The organism is Chryseobacterium sp. JK1, assembly GCF_050632815.1.
Taxonomy (GTDB): domain Bacteria; phylum Bacteroidota; class Bacteroidia; order Flavobacteriales; family Weeksellaceae; genus Chryseobacterium.
In genome coordinates this window covers 953,594-969,855 of record NZ_JBODRU010000001.1, presented here as the reverse complement: position 1 = coordinate 969,855, position 16,262 = coordinate 953,594, and the positions used below count along the sequence as shown (strand labels likewise).

Here is a 16,262-nt window from a genome sequence, read left to right as displayed (position 1 = left end):
TTTTTACGATGTTCTACAAATTTAACATAATTTTCTAAATATAAAAATTTTAGAGTAAATTTGACAAAAAAATAGCTTGAAAAGAGAAATTAAGACCACAAACGACGGAAGTAAAACATTGTTTATCAGTGAATTAAATGAAAACTACCACTCTCATCATGGAGCTCTTCAGGAAGCAGAACATGTGTTTATCAAAAATGGATTAAATATCGTAAATGATTACGAAATTAATATTTTAGAACTCGGTTTTGGAACAGGTTTGAATGTTTTGGTAACAATTAATGAATATTTAAAAACTGACAAAAATCATGTCATCAACTATTTTTCCCTGGAAAAATACCCCATAAATGAATCGGAAGTGAACAACTTGGCATATTTTGAACTTTTCGATAATCCAGAGTTTAAAAATATTTATCAGAAAATTCATCTGGCAGATTGGGAAAAATCAGTTGAAATCATTAGTGGATTCAACTTAAAAAAGATAGAATGTGATTTTTTTGACCTAAAGAACATCGATTTGCCTAAAATCAATCTGGTTTACTTCGATTGCTTTGGAGCAAGAGTACAACCTGATCTTTGGGAAAAGCCCTTATTTGAACTGGTGTCTGACAAAATGGCTATTAACGGATTATTAACCACTTATTCTTCCAAAGGAAGTGTAAGAAGAATTCTTCAGGAGCTCAATTTCCAGGTGGAAAAGAAACAAGGCCCTCCAGGTAAAAGAGAAATGATTAATGCAGTAAAACTGTAGTTGTAAGACTAGAATACTAAATCATTATTCCTATCAATATTATTTGTATTCTGTGCTTTCATAGCTTTTCTCTTCACAAAAAATCCTTACATTAGCTTTACAAAATATTATACATTATATATATATGATAGATAAGATCAACATTAGAGTGTATGCGTGTGCAGTAAAGGATAAGAAAGTACTTACTTTATTTGAGGAATATGCCGGTGAACCTTTAATGAAATTTCCGGGTGGCGGCTTGGAGTTTGGAGAAGGAGTTCTGGAATGCCTGCATCGTGAATTTGATGAAGAGCTGAATGTGAAAGTGGATATTGTAGAACATTTTTACACGCAGGAAGATTTTCTGGTTTCGCGTTTCAGAGAAAATGAACAACTCCTTACTATCTATTATATCGTCAATATCGTTAATCAGGAAGATTTTCTGATCCTCGATCCGTGCATCGAAAAAACAGAATGGATTGATATAGACAGAGCAGACAATCCGTTTTCTCTTCCCGTAGACAAAATAGTATTTGATAAACTAAAAGAAAAATACCTGTAAGCTGGCTTACAGGTATTTTTCTTTATTTTTATTTTGTTATTTCTTTACTTTAAAATCATTAGCTCCCGGATAAGGTTGCAGGTAGCCCGAATTCCAGTTAGACTGAAGCAGAGATTCTACAAATTCATCCGTTCTGTTATTGTGTGGATCATAACGGTCTTTCAGATCAATATCAGCCATTTTACCCTTTACGTTCCACCAGAAAGCGCTCCATCCTCCTCTTAGCTCCTTTATAATTTCATAGACGTTTTTACCCGTTGCCCTGTTCATAAGTTTTGCAAAAACCTGTCCTTCGGTAGTTGTAAGATCTCTCAGCTGTTTTTCATACTGATCAGCAAGCATATTCTGTCTTTCTCTTACAAATTTTCTTTTTGCTTTACTGTCCATATCATTCATATCACTCTGAATGCCTCTGTACTGCTGTAAAGCAGTAACAAATAATGGATATACTCTGTACAGCTTTTTATTAAGAAAATAGTAATAATTTTTATCCAATTGGTTATTAAACCTCGGTTTATTTACCAAAATCAATTCGTCCAATACCACTACAGGCTCTCCATTGATCTCATAGATCTTTACTTTCTGCTGCTCGTCATAATAATATTTATTACCAAATTCATCCACTTTTAAGGATTCAGGAGGATACTGATTGAGAGGTTTGGCAACAATACCATCTTTCTGACCAAAAACACTGACTCCAAAAAAGAAGATAAAAAGACAGATAATCTTACTAAAATTCATTATTTTTACACTTATAAGAACAAAAATTAAACGCAAAAATCATTCCTTTTTATGAAATTTGAAAAGAAATCTTTGAAATTTTTAGAAAAATACTTAAACACATCATCACCAACCGGCTACGAACACAAGGGACAAGAGGTTTGGATGGATTATATCAGACCTTATGTTGATAAGATTGAAGTAGACCATTATGGAACCTGCTATGGGATTATCAATCCTGACGCGGAATTTAAAGTGGTGATTGAAGCTCATGCGGACGAAATCTCATGGTATGTTAACTATATTACAGATGACGGCCTGATATACGTGATCAGAAATGGCGGTTCAGACCAAACGATTGCTCCTTCTAAAGTAGTACATATTCATGGTGAAAAAGGAATTGTAAAAGGCGTTTTCGGATGGCCGGCAATTCATACAAGATCCAATCAAAACGAGCCTACTCCAAAAATTGAAAATATTTTCATCGACTGCGGAGCTACCTCCAAAAAAGAAGTGGAAGAAATGGGTATTTTTGTTGGCTGCATGATTACTTATCCTGACGAGTTCTTTGAAATGAACGACAGATATTTTGTCTGTAGAGCCCTGGACAATAGAATCGGAGGTTTTATGATTGCTGAAGTGGCAAGGCTTTTAAAAGAAAATAAAAAGTCTCTCCCTTTTGGTCTTTATATTACCAATTCTGTACAGGAAGAAGTAGGTTTATATGGGGCTGATATGATCGCTGATACAATTAAACCCAATATTGCGATTGTAACCGATGTTACCCATGACACTACAACCCCAATGATTGAAAAGAAAAAAGAGGGAGACCAGAAGTGTGGAGACGGACCTGTTGTATTTTTTGCGCCAAGTGTTCACCATACCATCAGAGAATTGATTATCGACACTGCAAAAACAAAAAAGATTCCTTTCCAAAGAGCGGCAGCAAGCAGAGCTACAGGAACAGATACAGACGCTTTTGCTCATTCTAACGGCGGAGTACCAAGTGCCTTAATTTCACTTCCTTTGCGCTATATGCATACTACGGTAGAAATGGTATCTAAAGAGGATGTAGGTAATGTCATCAAACTTATCTATGAAACCGTTCTGAAGATCACCCCGGAAATGAAGTTGAAATATCATTAAAAAAATGAAAAATGTCTTTTACCATCTATTTAAAAATCCGACTTTCATCTCTATTACAACCATTATAATAGTCACACTTGGAATTCCCTTGATTATTTATCAATCATTTATATTCGACCCAAGTGCAAGTTTAGGAATTACAATAGAGGTAATTTTCCTTGTCATTTTATTTGTATTGCTTATAATTGACAGGTTTTTACTCTTAAGCATTAACAATAAAAAGTTATCTGTCATAGAAGTTATTTTAATAGCAGGATATCTAACCAATTATTATTTTACCCATGACCGTTCATTTTCAATAGGATAATATAAAGTAAAAGTATAAAAAGTAAAAATGAAAACGAAGCTTATTGCTCCATCCCTTTTATCTGCAGACTTCGGGAATCTGCAAAGAGACATTGAAATGTTAAACAGATCTCAGGCCGACTGGTTCCATATTGATGTAATGGACGGGAGATTTGTACCTAATATTTCTTTTGGGTTTCCCGTAATGAAAACTGTTCAGCAGCATGCTAAAAAATTTGTCGATGTTCACCTTATGATCGTTGAGCCTGAAAAATATGTTGATGAATTCATCGATCATGGTGCAGATCTGATATCAATACATTATGAAGCATGTACTCATCTTCACAGAACTATTCACCACATTCAGAGCAAAGGTGCTAAAGCAGGTGTTGTTTTGAACCCTTCTACCCCTGTTCTGATGCTTGAAGACATTATTGCAGATGTAGATCTTGTATTGCTGATGAGCGTAAACCCTGGATTTAGTGGTCAGAAGTTTATTGAAAACACGTATAAAAAGATTGCAGAAACCAAGGATCTTATTGTAAGCAACAACTCTACAGCACTTATTGAAGTAGACGGAGGAGTAAATCTTGATAATGCATCAAAATTATTTGAGGCCGGAGCAGATGTTTTAGTAGCTGGTAATGCTGTATTTTCAGCTGAAAGCCCGGAAAGAACTATTGAACTTTTGAAAATTTAGAAAAAACTATCAATAATGAAAAAAGGCAGCCATTGGCTGCCTTTCCTCTTGTGGGAAATTGAGTCATCTTGGTTATTAGTTTTTTCCAACATTTAAATAATGTTAATTTGATCTTGCTATACAACAAATTTCTGAATAAAAAACAATCTGTACATCAGTAGAAATACTGATTTTTCGCTTAAGTATTTACACCTATTCCTCCCTTATCCCAAACACAAGCGCAGACTACAAGACTACAAGAATAATACTGACCACTGAAAAAGATGTTCTTATATTGTTCAGAAAATTCCATCGGCCCTCAAATTGGTCCCGCATCTGTTTCACTGCCTCTATTGTTGCATTTGATATATCAAAACGATCCAGAGCATCATTCATAGGTACATTTCCAACAACTGTAACTCCAAAAACACCTATTAAATAAACCAGTGCTGCTACCAAAAGAAAAATAAATACAGGTTGCTGACCACGAAAAAGAACAGCAGATACCGGAAGAAGAACAGCAGTTCCCATAAAACTTAAAAAAAATACAGGATTAAGAATTTCTCTGTTGATATTTTGCATCGCTTTCAAATATTCTGCATCGGGCAATTTTCCCAGTCCCAGAACTACGGAACATGAATACGCATAAAAAAGCCCTCCTATCAGAGCAGTGAGGACGGCAGTAATGATTAATACAAAAGTGATCATTTTCATATAATTTAGTGTATGGTTATGAGAACATGAAAAATTAGTAAGGGTTCCATTTTTTTATGATATTCTGAGCAGTAAGAATCATTTCAGGATCCCAATTATCTGTTTTAAAATATTGAAATGACTCTTTCTTAAGGCTATCGGCTCCAGAACTGTCGAAGAGAAGTTTTGTAAGCCGTGTTTGCTCTTCAAATAAAACGGGATCTTCGAGAGGTTTTTCCGGAAATCCAGTTGTTGTTTTTATCCAATCATGTGTAGCTTTTACCTTCGAATCAGAATTTTCTATAATGGTCTTCACTTTTTTAAAATCATCAAAGAAATCTTTCTTCTGCTTCTCGGTTTTTATAGTATGCCCTAATCTCTCAATGATGATATACTCCAAATTAGGACATTGGGAAATCACATTGGGCAAGATCATTACAATTTCTTCAGGAATACAATCATCGTGAGTATCTCTACGAATCTGCTTTTTTCCATAGACACTTTCCTGCCAGCTTCCTCCTGAAAGATGAATTTCCCTGACTTTATGTAAAGGATATAAATTGATTATTTCCTGCATTTCTACCTCAAAATTCCAGGACTGACAATATATATTATGGAGATCAAGAATCAGAAACCCATTGGTATCTTCAACCAGCTGATCCAGAAATGTCCCCTGCTCTTTTACGTCAGCCATTGAGAATGAAAAGGCCAGATTCTCAATACCAACCGGCATATTTACAGCTTCCTGAAGGCGATAAAGTCGGTCTTTTCCAATCTGTAAAGTTTTAGAATTCAGAGATACGGGTAAAGGCACACCCTGATGGAAATTTTCAGTATTCATAAAACCGAAATGCTCAGTAATATGATTGTATTTCCGCTGATGAATTTCTTCTTTTAGCTTTGAAAGCCAAATTTCCTGACGCTCCGTCCATCTTGCATCAAATAGTGAATAATAAACGCCATGGCCTATAAGCCTGCTGTTTTCCGAATAGAAATTAAGCAATCCGGTGAGCCAGTCCGGCTCGTCGGTAGTATATAAAGTATCAAACGACCACTCCAGTACATCCACTGAATGGTCTTGAAGTAATGGCAAAACCGCAGATAAAAAATCCGCTTCTGCCATCATGGACAGTCCCAGCAAAGGCTTACTCATAGCCTATCCTAACCCATGCCGCACGCCGGACAGCCATGCTTACGAATTACCACTGTATCTTTTTTTACGATGGGTTTCGGAGTTTCAGTTTTTTTCTTTTCAACGGTATCTGAGACCATTGCTTTTTTCACTTTTTTCACAGACTTTGTCATCTTTGTAGCCGGTTTTGTTGTTTGAGCGGATACTCCTACTGTTAATAAACTGGCCATTAATAATGTTGGTATTTTCATAATTGTTATTTTCAGATAGAAACTTACAATAAATGTTCCAATTAAATAATATAAATTCCTGAAAAATGATAATATTCTTAGACTTTACTCATAAAAGGGGAAAAATCACTATTAGTCAGTTTAAATAATGTATCACTTTCGTTATCAAAATAAAAATTTGATTTATATTTTTCCAATCGAATTTTTCTGGACTCAAACGTAGGTTCAATAATCTCAAAACCGATATTCATTTTCTTCAAATGATCAGCAAGATTTATGAGGGTTGTATTGTCATCTAGGATCATTTTAATTCCATTACATTCAAATGTATTGGGTTCTTTTATTTCATATGTAAAATCGAAATAAATCCCTTTAATGACATCATCCAATACGATAACCTCAAAAAATAAATCATCAAGGTATAAACCGTACAAGCCTGGAATATTTCCTTCCTGGTGACTAATAATATCTAAATCTAAAGTATTTTTTAAATGATCTCCAACTGAAATATTTCCTACTTTCCTTTCTAAAATCAATTCAGATAAATCCATGTTCAACTTTTTGTTTGAAGAATACTTTTTCTTACTATTTATTATTTCATTCAAATTTTTATAAAAATACAATAATAGAGTAAACGTTTTACCATTCGCTATTCCTAAATAATCAGGAACAATTATTCTTTTTATATTTAATGCTAAAATAAATCTATCTATGAAAAGCAATCTAATGAAAGCCATTTTCCTTGGATTAATAATATCTGTGCAGAATATCAGTGCACAAAATCAATCTGCTGACAACAGCAAAAAAATGGAATGGTTCAAAAATGCCAAACTCGGAGTTTTTATACACTGGGGAATTTATTCTGTAAACGGTATTTCAGAATCCTGGTCTTTCTTCAACAATTATATCAATCATGAAAATTATATGAAGCAGCTGAATGGATTTTCTGCTTCAAACTACAAACCGCTTCAATGGGTTGAACTTATTAAAGAATCGGGTGCAAAATATGCAGTTATAACCACCAAGCATCACGATGGTGTTTCTCTCTGGAATTCTAAAGCGATAAACGCAATTACTATTCCCAATAATTCTTTGGCAAAGAAAGATGTTTTAAGTCCTTTCATTTCCAACCTTAAAAGCTCAGGGATGAAAACAGGTCTCTATTTTTCTCTTCCGGATTGGAGTCATCCTTACTATGATATCAATACCCGTACAAAGAAACGTTATGATATTAAAAATGATCCTGATCGATGGCAAAATTTCATAAAATATTACCAGACTCAGCTTACTGAACTCTCTACTCAGTATAAACCGGACTTACTTTGGTTTGACGGAGATTGGGAACATACTTCCGAAGAATGGAAAGCTCCTCAAACTTTGAACCTTTTAAAGAAAAGCAATCCTGAGATCATCATCAATTCAAGGTTAAACCATCATGGAGATTATGAAACACCCGAACAGGGTATTCCTGTGGTTGCTCCTCAAAATCCTTATTGGGAATTGTGCTATACCATGAATGATTCCTGGGGATACCAGCCTTATGATCTACATTATAAAACGCCAAATATGATCATCCGTACTTTGGCAGACGTCATCAGCATGGGAGGAAATCTTTTGCTGGATATCGGGCCGGAATCAGATGGATCAATTCCTGAAAAGCAGATAGAAATTCTGAAGAATCTAGGCCGCTGGACTTCGAAAAATAAAAAGGCCATTTATGATACAGAACGTGGAATATCTTTTGAAAATTATAAAGGAAAATCGGCCCTCTCAACCTCCAAAAAATCTTTGTTCCTGTATCTCGAAGAAGCAAAAAATTTCACACAAATCTATGGACTGGCCACTCAACCCAATTCAGCAAAAATTATTGGTGATGAAAAAGCCGTTGTAACCATGGATTATAATCAGGAAAAAACACTCACAATGAATTTCTCAAATGTAAGCTTTGACAAAGATGTTACTGTCGTTGAGCTGACATTTGACACTCCCCCAATCTTTTTAAACCATACTCAACAAGAAAATATCAGACTCAATTCATTGCTGGAAAATAAAAATACGGATCTGGCATTGTATGATTTAGCCAATAGTCTTCATAACGGTCTCCATCTAATGACCAATTCCGGATTAACAATTGACGGCCTTGATATGAAGATTAAAAAAAATTCCAAAACTAATATGGAAACACTCCATTGGATCAGTAAACACGCAGAAGCTTTCTATGAAACAGAAAAAGGATTGCCTGATGGACATTATTCAGGAATGAGTGCCCTGTCAAAAGACCGACAGACTCTTTATTTATTCGTTGAAGGAAATCCTTCCGGTCCTATCGCTTTGAAAGGAATCAAAAACGATATCTCACGAATAAGAATTGTAGGAGAAGGTACTTTACTGTCTCATGATATCTACAATAAGCTCTATTGGAGTGACAGACCGGGAATTATTTATATTGCTATTCCCAAAGAACGGCTTGATAAAAACATGACCGTGATTGCTGTTTTACTCAACAAACCGCTTGAACTTTATCGAGAAAAGATAGGCGCGATTGAAAGTAATCTTTAAACCAATTCTTTTTATCTTTTGGCGTAAAAACAAAATCCGGAGAAAGGTTTCTCCGGATTCTTATTTTGTAAGATGATCTTCTTAGAAAATCTCTCTTCCTGAAAAATGGAACTGAGCTTCGATTAATGCATTCTCGTCAGAATCTGAACCGTGAACTGCATTTTCTCCGATGCTTCTTGCAAACATCTTTCTGATAGTACCTTCTGCAGCTTCTGCAGGATTAGTAGCACCAATTAATGTTCTGAAATCCTCCACTGCATTATCTTTTTCCAAAACAGCAGCTACGATAGGACCAGAGCTCATGAATTCTACAAGCTCACCATAGAATGGTCTTTCAGCATGTACTTCATAGAATTTTTTTGCATCAGCAACTGTAAGCTGAGTTAATTTTAAAGCTTTGATTTTAAAACCTCCTTCAGCAATCTTACCCAATATTGCACCGATATGTCCGTCTGCTACTGCATCAGGCTTAATCATAGTGAATGTAATGTTAGACATAAATGTATATTTTTTTGATGGCGCAAAATTACAAAAAATATCTTTGATTTTTATTTTAATTTTTTTTTAACATAAAAATAACTTTTATTAAGAAATAGCAAACCAAACTTTGGCACAGTAATTGTTTATTTTATTTCGATTCTCATGTTTAATTTGAGTTTTCATGGTTATTAGTTTTTACCCAGCTTCGGCTGGGTTTTTTATTTGCAAAAAATCAGCCAGCCTATTTCTGATTCAATAAAATAAAAACCCCTGTAAAATCATATCTTTACATTATTGCTTCGTTTTCATACAATGAAATAATCTTGTCTTAGCTACCTTCTCATCTGTCTAATATTTCACCATTGGTCAAAATAGGCAAAAAGTGGAGTTATTTACAAAACAATGAGTACTAAAAAGTAGAGTTATTCAAAAAGTGAAAAAAAATTTCAATAAAAAAAAGAAAAAATTATCCTCTTTAGTGCTCTTAATAAATGAAACCGCTTTTATTATTTATTAATGAATCTTTAAACTAAAGATAACAGATATTGTGAAGATAAATAAGTACATTATGTCCGGTTTTTTTTGACAAGCGTGTCATGATAAATAACCATGCCGAATGACATAACGGCATGAACGGACCTAAAAATATGCCATTTGACCTTTCAAACCACTTTATAACCCAATATTGTCCCTACAAACTCCTTGTTAGAAATCTGCGAGCAATGAATGTAGATGTTTATTTTGATTATTTCTGGGAAGCTTCTTCCGCTTCATCCATCAGTTTAATATAAGTTGCATATCGTGAATGCTGAATTTCTCCCGTCTCAAGCGCGTCGATAACGGCACATTTAGGCTCGTTAATGTGAAGGCAGTTGTGGAATTTACATTCTTCTCTCTTTTTGAAAATTTCAGGAAAATAATGCTGTACTTCTTCTTTTTCAATATCGATCATGGCAAATTCACGAACACCGGGTGTATCAATTACATTACCACCAAAATCCCAAAAATGCATTTGCGCAAAAGTAGTAGTGTGTTTTCCTTTTAAATGGGTATCTGAAATTTCAGAAGTTTTCAGATTCAAACCTGGTTGCAATGCATTAACCAAAGTAGATTTTCCGCAACCGGAATGTCCAAAGAATACAGAAGTTCGGTCTTTAAGTATTTCCTGAAGCTGATCAAGGTTCAATTTTGAGTAAGAGGAAATTTCCAATGTTTCATAGCCAATCTCCTTATAAATAAATTCAATATCTTTTACAATTTCAATTTCTTCTTCATGAAGAACATCAATTTTATTGAATAAAATCAGTGGAGTGATATTATATGCTTCACAACAGGCCAGGAACCTGTCCAGAAATCCTAAAGATGTTTCGGGATGTTTTAAGGTAAAAATAAAACAGGCCGAATCAATATTAGAAGCAATAATATGAGCTTCTTTAGAAAGGTTTACAGATTTTCTGATCAGGTAATTGGTGCGTGGTTCAATTTTAGTAATCCAGGCAATATCGTCCTGTTCCAATTGAAATTCAACAAAATCTCCCACAGCCAAAGGATTGGTAAGCCTTGTTTTGATGAGTTTAAATTTCCCTCTGATTCTGGCCTCGAAAATTTTGTTAGTTTCCAATTCCAAAACCTGATACCAACTGCCTGTAGATTTAATGATTTTTCCTTTCATAGATAATACTCGGTGCAAATATAAGAAATTAGGGCTTAGAGTTTAGAAAATAGGGGAAAACAAATGTTATATTACCTCCTAAATTCTAATTCCTAAGCCCAAAGATTGTGATATGCAGAGAAAAAAACGGAATTTTAATTCTCGTCTTTATCATCTCTGGTGTATCATCTATTTTTTATCGATCATAATGTTATTCTGAACTTCAATAGATTCTTCGTGAATAGCTTTGAAAACTTTTTCAATAAACTCATGAGACATTCCTGTTTCTTTAGCTTTTTGATTTGCGTATTCAGTAATTACCTTCCAACGTTCCGGCTGGAAGATTGCAATATCATTTTCTTTTTTAAGTTTACCGATTTTTTCTGAAATCTTCATTCTCTGAGAAAGAAGTTCAATAAGCTGGAAATCAAGATCAGAAATCAATGTTCTGTGTCTTCCCATTTCTCCTTCGAAACCACCAAGATCAGTACTTCTTACTTTCAAATTACCAATCAGTTCAGACAATACTTCAGGAGTAATCTGTTGAGAAGCATCGCTCCATGCTTCATCCGGGTTACAGTGTGTTTCAATGATAGCACCCTGGTATCCAACGTTAAGTGCTTCCTGAGTGATATCTGCCAATCCAGTTCTGTTTCCACAGATGTGAGACGGGTCAATCAGCATTGGAATATTCGGGAACTGGCTCTTAAAATCAAGTGCGATCTGCCAGTTTGGGTTATTTCTGTATTTAGTTTTCTGGTATGTAGAGAATCCTCTGTGAATTGCTCCTAAGTTTTTAATATCCTGACCTAAAAGCCTTTCCAAAGCTCCAATCCATAATGCAAGATCCGGATTAACAGGGTTTTTCACGAATACCGGCTTATCTGTACCTCTTAAAGCCATAGCAATTTCCTGTACTGTAAAAGGGTTTACTGTAGAACGGGCACCAATCCAAAGAACGTCTACATCTGCTTCTAACGCAGCAAAAACGTGGTGAGCATTAGCAACTTCCGTAGCTGTTTTAAAACCGTATTCTTCTTTTACTTTTTTTAGCCAGTTCAAACCGATCACTCCTACTCCTTCGAAACCATTTGGTTTGGTACGCGGCTTCCAGATTCCTGCACGGAAAACTGATACCTGAGCATTGGATTCTTTAATTCTTCTGGCAGTTTCAAGCATTTGAGCTTCACTTTCTGCGCTACATGGTCCTGCGATCATTAAAGGTTGTGTAAGCCCACTGATCCACTCGTTTTTTAAATCTTTTAAATTCATATTCTAAATTTTATTGTTTTTTTAAATATTTGTTTAGTTCACAGCAATAGCCCTTTGATTATAAAATTAATTTTATAATTCTTTTCAAAAAATGCCGTTCAAAATTGTTTAAAGGAATCAGGAAAATAAAAGGGCTCTACTTCTCCTGTATTTTTTGGAAAGAAATTCAGTTAACAATACCAATAAAATCGGTAATACGTTCTGAAATTTCTATAATAAGAAGCAGAAAAGCTAAAATAACCGCTAAAATAATTAGCGGGTGCAAAGAAAGACAGGTATGTATTAACTAAATTTCCCATTTTTTCTTCTGGAAATGTCTTTGTTTTAGCGTTTCTGGTTGTATTTTTTTCTTGTTGAAAACTTAATTTCTACAAAAATATTTGACAAAGATATAAAAATTATGTCAAATCAAACTTCATTAAATCATCAAGATCTTTCAAAAGTGGATTTTTTTCTATAAATTTTTCAAAAATCTTCCTCTTGGTGACGACCTCAATCTTCAGATTTTCAACGTCTCTCATGTATTCTACCTCAATACTGTGGTTCTGAACTTTTCTTCTGAAATGATTAAAAAATTCTCCACTTATTTTGTCAAATTCTACTTTTGCAGAGTCGGAAGGGAACAAAACTTTGATTTTATTCTCTTCTGCCTTTACCAATTTGAAAGTTTTTACAGCATTAAAAATAAAGTTATTTTTTACCTGAAGATGTTTCAGCATGATTTTCCATTCTACCTGGAGATCTGTATCGGTAAAATGGTTCTTAGGAAGGGTTTCAGTTTTTACAGCAACATTTTCTGTTGTTTCTACTTTCTCTTCCTGATTTAAAAAAGAATTAATGCTGAATCCGGAAGAAATTCCAGGTCTTGAAAGTGGTTTTGTTGTTTTTTTGGCAATAACAGTTTCCTGAGTATTTTCTGATGATACAGAAACCTCAGTTTTTATTTCCGGTTTCTCATGAACCTTTTCAGGGATTTTCATTTCCTGTTTCTCATGGAGAAACGGAGCCAGTATTAGGAATTTTTTTTTTTAGTTACGTCTGAATTTGCAGTCAGCGAAGCCAATTGCATCAGCGCAATTTCGACAGTAAGTCTTGGATTTTTGGAATTCTTATAATTAATATCCGCATGATTACAAATTTCAATGCCGTCTATCAATTGTTGAGCGGTCCATTTCTGCGCCTGTTCTATGAATTTGGATTTTGTTTTCTCCCCTACTTCAATGAGCTCCATTGTAGAAGTATTCTGTGCCATCATCAGGTCTCTGAAATGATTTCCCAGTCCGGCAACGAAAATATGAGGATCGAAACCTTTTTTCACAATCTCGTTAAACGCAGAAAGTACTTCAGGAATTTTATTTTCCTTAGCCAGATCTACAATAGTAAGATATTGGTCATAATCCAGAATATTTAAAACCTCTGCAGCTTTGGCAAGTGTAATGTTCTTTTGCGAGAATGTGGAAAGCCTGTCGAAAATAGAAAGTGCATCTCTGAGTGCCCCATCTGCTTTTTGAGCAATCAGGTACAGAGCATCATCTTCGTACTGGATATTTTCTTTTTGGGCTATGTCTCTTAAATGTGCCTGAATTCCTTCAATGGTAATTCTTTTGAAATCATAAATCTGGCAACGTGATAAAATTGTCGGGATAATTTTATGTTTTTCTGTAGTAGCCAGAATAAAGATAGCGTGAGCGGGCGGTTCTTCAAGAGTTTTAAGGAAAGCATTAAAGGCAGCAGAAGACAACATATGCACCTCATCGATGATATATACCTTATATTGTCCTACCTGGGGTGCAAAACGTACCTGATCTATGAGTTCTCTGATATCATCTACTGAGTTATTGGATGCTGCATCCAGCTCATAGATGTTATAAGCGAAACCATCTTCGGAGACGGATCCGTCTTTTTCATTGATCTTTCTGGCCAGAATTCTGGCACATGTAGTTTTACCCACACCACGAGGACCGCAAAAAAGCAATGCCTGTGCGAGCTGATTTTCTTCAATTGCGTGTTCTAAAGTATCCGTAATATGGGATTGTCCTACCACCGCATCAAACTCCTGAGGACGATATTTTCTTGCAGATACTATAAAATTTTCCATTGGTCAAAAATAAGAAATATAGTTTTAATTTGAAAATTAAAAGTTTTCCAATTTTAAACAAAAAAGATATTTCTGCTTAAAATTGGAATTTTTAATGATCATTACTTTTGGTAAGCAAAATCTATAATCTCTACAATAGCTTTTTCGATTTCAGATCTACCCTCTTCATTTTTCATATCCAATCCACAGAAAGTACTTCCGTTGGCTGCGGTATGAATGTTCAGATAATAAGCCCCTGAAATAAGTAAAGCCATGATCGCTCTAAATCTTTTTGCTTTGTCTTCACCAAAGTAAGGATCTGTAATATTTTTAAACATGACATCCCCCATTTCTTCGCGCTCATCAGCTAGTTTCCTCAGGATTGGTTTATGTTCTGAAAGTTCCCAAAGAATAATCTTCTGAAGTTCTTTATTCTTTTTCAAACTTTCAAATTGATTGATTAAAGCAATTTTAGACAGTTCTTTTCCTCCATCTGAAAGATCGATTTCAGTACCGCCTGCAAGGTTATTGCTCCAGTAATCCTGAGATTTGATATACTCGTCGATCAACTTATCTGTACTCCCGAAGTACTCGTAGATCAATTTTTTATCAAAACCAGCTACTGCTGCAATTTTGCTTACTTTTAGGCCAGAGTAACCTTTTACTCTTAAAATTTTACCAACTGCGGCCAACAGTTTCTGTTTGGTCTTCTCCTTATCTCTGATAGGACCCTGTACAACTTTCCTAGGCATGGTTGTTATTAAATTTTTTTGCAATATGCAATTTATTATTGATATCTTCAAATGCATTTAGCGTTTTGTCTAAATGTTTTCTCTCATGAGTAGCCATTACAGCCATTCTGATCCTTGCATCTTTTCTCGCTACTGCGGGATATAATATGGGATTGGTATACACTCCGTGTTGTATAAGGAGCTTTCCTACATCTCCGGTTATGTTAGGGTCTCCTATTTTCACCGGAACGATGGCAGAACAGGTATTTCCTGTATCTAATCCTATATCATTTAATCCTTTTTTAAAGTAATTTATATTTTCCCAAAGTTTCAGACGCCACATTGGCTCTTCATCCACTAATTCGATCGCTTTGATAATACCCATCGTAGACGGCGGTGCGGTAGCAGAAAAAATCTGCTGACGGGACTGAAACCTTATAAAGGCTGCCATTTTTTTATCACAGATCACATATCCTCCTACATTCCCAAAGGTTTTACTGAATGTTCCTGTAATAAAGTCTACTTTATCAATCATATCTGCTTCTTCCAGAGCTCCTCTTCCTGTTTTACCAAGAATTCCCACTCCATGTGCATCATCTACCATTAAATAGGCATTATATTTTTTTACCAGGTTGTGGATCTCTCTCAAAGGAGAAACATCACCATCCTGTGAATAGATCCCGTCAATAATGACCAACTTTGTACGGAACTTATCTTCTGATGTCTTCAAAATGTGTTCCAAAGCATCAAGATTATTGTGAGGAAATGTTTTAGTGTTGGTATAAGCACACCCCTCATGCACACTGGCGTGCACAGCCATATCTATAATCGCAATATCTTCTTTTTGCAATAAAATCTGAAGTGTTGCGCTATTTGCGGTATATCCGGTTGTAAAGATAACAGCTTCTTCCTGTTTTTTCCCAAAGAAAGATGAAATTCTTTTTTCAAGGTCATCATGAAACACAAAATGTCCTCCGATAAGTGGTGAAGCTCCAGCTCCTGTTCCGTATTTCTGGATACCTTCAATAGCCGCCTGTTTTACTTTGGGATGCTGGGTAAATCCAAGATAATCATTGGAAACAAAGCTTACATAATCTTTCTGTGTATTTTCTATATCTACATTCATGACAGAGCTGCAGCCTGAATTGTTTTTCAGTCTGTAATTCATATGACCATTGGATTTCATATAATCCAAAAATTCATAAAATATTTCGGCTCTCTCTACCATATCGAAGTCTGGGATATTCTCGAAATCCCTAAATGTTGCTGTTGTGAAATTGATGCTCATCCTTAATCTTGTTTGTTGTGGTTTGAA

17 protein-coding genes are annotated in these 16,262 nt (G+C 35.0%); 5 read left to right on the top strand and 12 right to left on the bottom strand.

The genetic code is table 11. The features are described 5' to 3' along the window. Positions 1-76: 76 nt before the first annotated feature. Positions 77-751 (top strand): tRNA (5-methylaminomethyl-2-thiouridine)(34)-methyltransferase MnmD, encoded by a 675-nt coding sequence (gene mnmD / locus ACQ76T_RS04260; RefSeq protein WP_431342099.1) that lies wholly within the window; start codon positions 77-79, stop codon positions 749-751. Between the two features lie 124 nt (positions 752-875). Beyond that, entirely contained in the window at positions 876-1,292 is a 417-nt protein-coding gene (locus tag ACQ76T_RS04255; protein WP_431342098.1) for an NUDIX hydrolase, read from the top strand. A 36-nt stretch (positions 1,293-1,328) separates the two neighbouring features. On the opposite strand, the gene ACQ76T_RS04250 is transcribed toward ACQ76T_RS04255, so the two are convergent. Beyond that, complete coding sequence (locus ACQ76T_RS04250) at positions 1,329-2,033, bottom strand: DUF4294 domain-containing protein (RefSeq protein WP_431342097.1); 705 nt, start codon at positions 2,031-2,033, stop codon at positions 1,329-1,331. A 51-nt stretch (positions 2,034-2,084) separates the two neighbouring features. On the opposite strand from ACQ76T_RS04250, the gene chrP reads away from it, so the two are divergent. Next, positions 2,085-3,158 (top strand): chryseobasin maturation metalloprotease ChrP, encoded by a 1,074-nt coding sequence (gene chrP, locus ACQ76T_RS04245; RefSeq protein WP_431342096.1) that lies wholly within the window; start codon positions 2,085-2,087, stop codon positions 3,156-3,158. A gap of 334 nt (positions 3,159-3,492) precedes the next feature. Then, entirely contained in the window at positions 3,493-4,143 is a 651-nt protein-coding gene (rpe, locus tag ACQ76T_RS04240) for a ribulose-phosphate 3-epimerase (RefSeq protein WP_431342095.1), read from the top strand. Positions 4,144-4,368: 225 nt separating this feature from the next. Here the strand turns inward: rpe and chrI are convergent, their stop codons facing one another. From chrI to ACQ76T_RS04220, 4 genes are all read right to left on the bottom strand, one after another. Continuing rightward, positions 4,369-4,830, bottom strand: a complete 462-nt coding sequence (chrI, locus tag ACQ76T_RS04235) for a chryseobasin maturation helper ChrI (protein WP_431342094.1) — start codon at positions 4,828-4,830, stop codon at positions 4,369-4,371. A 40-nt stretch (positions 4,831-4,870) separates the two neighbouring features. After that, on the bottom strand, positions 4,871-5,968 hold the full coding sequence (chrH, locus tag ACQ76T_RS04230; RefSeq protein WP_431342093.1) for an MNIO family chryseobactin maturase: 1,098 nt from the start codon (positions 5,966-5,968) through the stop codon (positions 4,871-4,873). Positions 5,969-5,976: 8 nt separating this feature from the next. Further along, positions 5,977-6,198 (bottom strand): MNIO class RiPP chryseobasin precursor ChrA, encoded by a 222-nt coding sequence (chrA, locus tag ACQ76T_RS04225; RefSeq protein ID WP_431342092.1) that lies wholly within the window; start codon positions 6,196-6,198, stop codon positions 5,977-5,979. Between the two features lie 77 nt (positions 6,199-6,275). Continuing rightward, positions 6,276-6,914: a hypothetical protein gene (locus tag ACQ76T_RS04220; protein WP_431342091.1), complete on the bottom strand. Its 639-nt coding sequence runs from the start codon at positions 6,912-6,914 to the stop codon at positions 6,276-6,278. On the opposite strand from ACQ76T_RS04220, the gene ACQ76T_RS04215 reads away from it, so the two are divergent. Then, complete coding sequence (locus ACQ76T_RS04215; protein WP_431342090.1) at positions 6,889-8,736, top strand: alpha-L-fucosidase; 1,848 nt, start codon at positions 6,889-6,891, stop codon at positions 8,734-8,736. The genes ACQ76T_RS04220 and ACQ76T_RS04215 overlap by 26 nt on opposite strands. An 81-nt stretch (positions 8,737-8,817) precedes the next feature. Here ACQ76T_RS04215 and ACQ76T_RS04210 read toward each other — a convergent pair whose 3' ends face one another. The 7 genes from ACQ76T_RS04210 to ACQ76T_RS04180 all read right to left on the bottom strand — a co-directional run bounded on the left by ACQ76T_RS04210 (position 8,818) and on the right by ACQ76T_RS04180 (position 16,235). Next, positions 8,818-9,234: a nucleoside-diphosphate kinase gene (locus ACQ76T_RS04210; RefSeq protein ID WP_034687444.1), complete on the bottom strand. Its 417-nt coding sequence runs from the start codon at positions 9,232-9,234 to the stop codon at positions 8,818-8,820. A gap of 727 nt (positions 9,235-9,961) precedes the next feature. Continuing rightward, entirely contained in the window at positions 9,962-10,888 is a 927-nt protein-coding gene (gene rsgA, locus ACQ76T_RS04205) for a ribosome small subunit-dependent GTPase A (protein WP_431342089.1), read from the bottom strand. A gap of 168 nt (positions 10,889-11,056) precedes the next feature. After that, positions 11,057-12,139, bottom strand: a complete 1,083-nt coding sequence (locus ACQ76T_RS04200) for a chorismate mutase (protein WP_422691951.1) — start codon at positions 12,137-12,139, stop codon at positions 11,057-11,059. 398 nt (positions 12,140-12,537) lie between these two features. Next, positions 12,538-13,119 carry a hypothetical protein gene (locus ACQ76T_RS04195; protein WP_431342088.1) on the bottom strand — a complete coding sequence of 194 codons (582 nt, stop codon included), beginning with the start codon at positions 13,117-13,119 and terminating at the stop codon, positions 12,538-12,540. A gap of 32 nt (positions 13,120-13,151) precedes the next feature. Continuing rightward, positions 13,152-14,237 (bottom strand): DNA polymerase III subunit gamma/tau, encoded by a 1,086-nt coding sequence (gene dnaX, locus ACQ76T_RS04190; RefSeq protein WP_431342087.1) that lies wholly within the window; start codon positions 14,235-14,237, stop codon positions 13,152-13,154. Positions 14,238-14,338: 101 nt separating this feature from the next. Then, positions 14,339-14,968: a TetR/AcrR family transcriptional regulator gene (locus ACQ76T_RS04185; RefSeq protein ID WP_422691948.1), complete on the bottom strand. Its 630-nt coding sequence runs from the start codon at positions 14,966-14,968 to the stop codon at positions 14,339-14,341. After that, complete coding sequence (locus ACQ76T_RS04180; RefSeq protein WP_431342086.1) at positions 14,961-16,235, bottom strand: aminotransferase class I/II-fold pyridoxal phosphate-dependent enzyme; 1,275 nt, start codon at positions 16,233-16,235, stop codon at positions 14,961-14,963. The genes ACQ76T_RS04185 and ACQ76T_RS04180 overlap by 8 nt, the downstream gene beginning before the upstream one ends. Between the last annotated feature and the right edge of the window lie 27 nt (positions 16,236-16,262).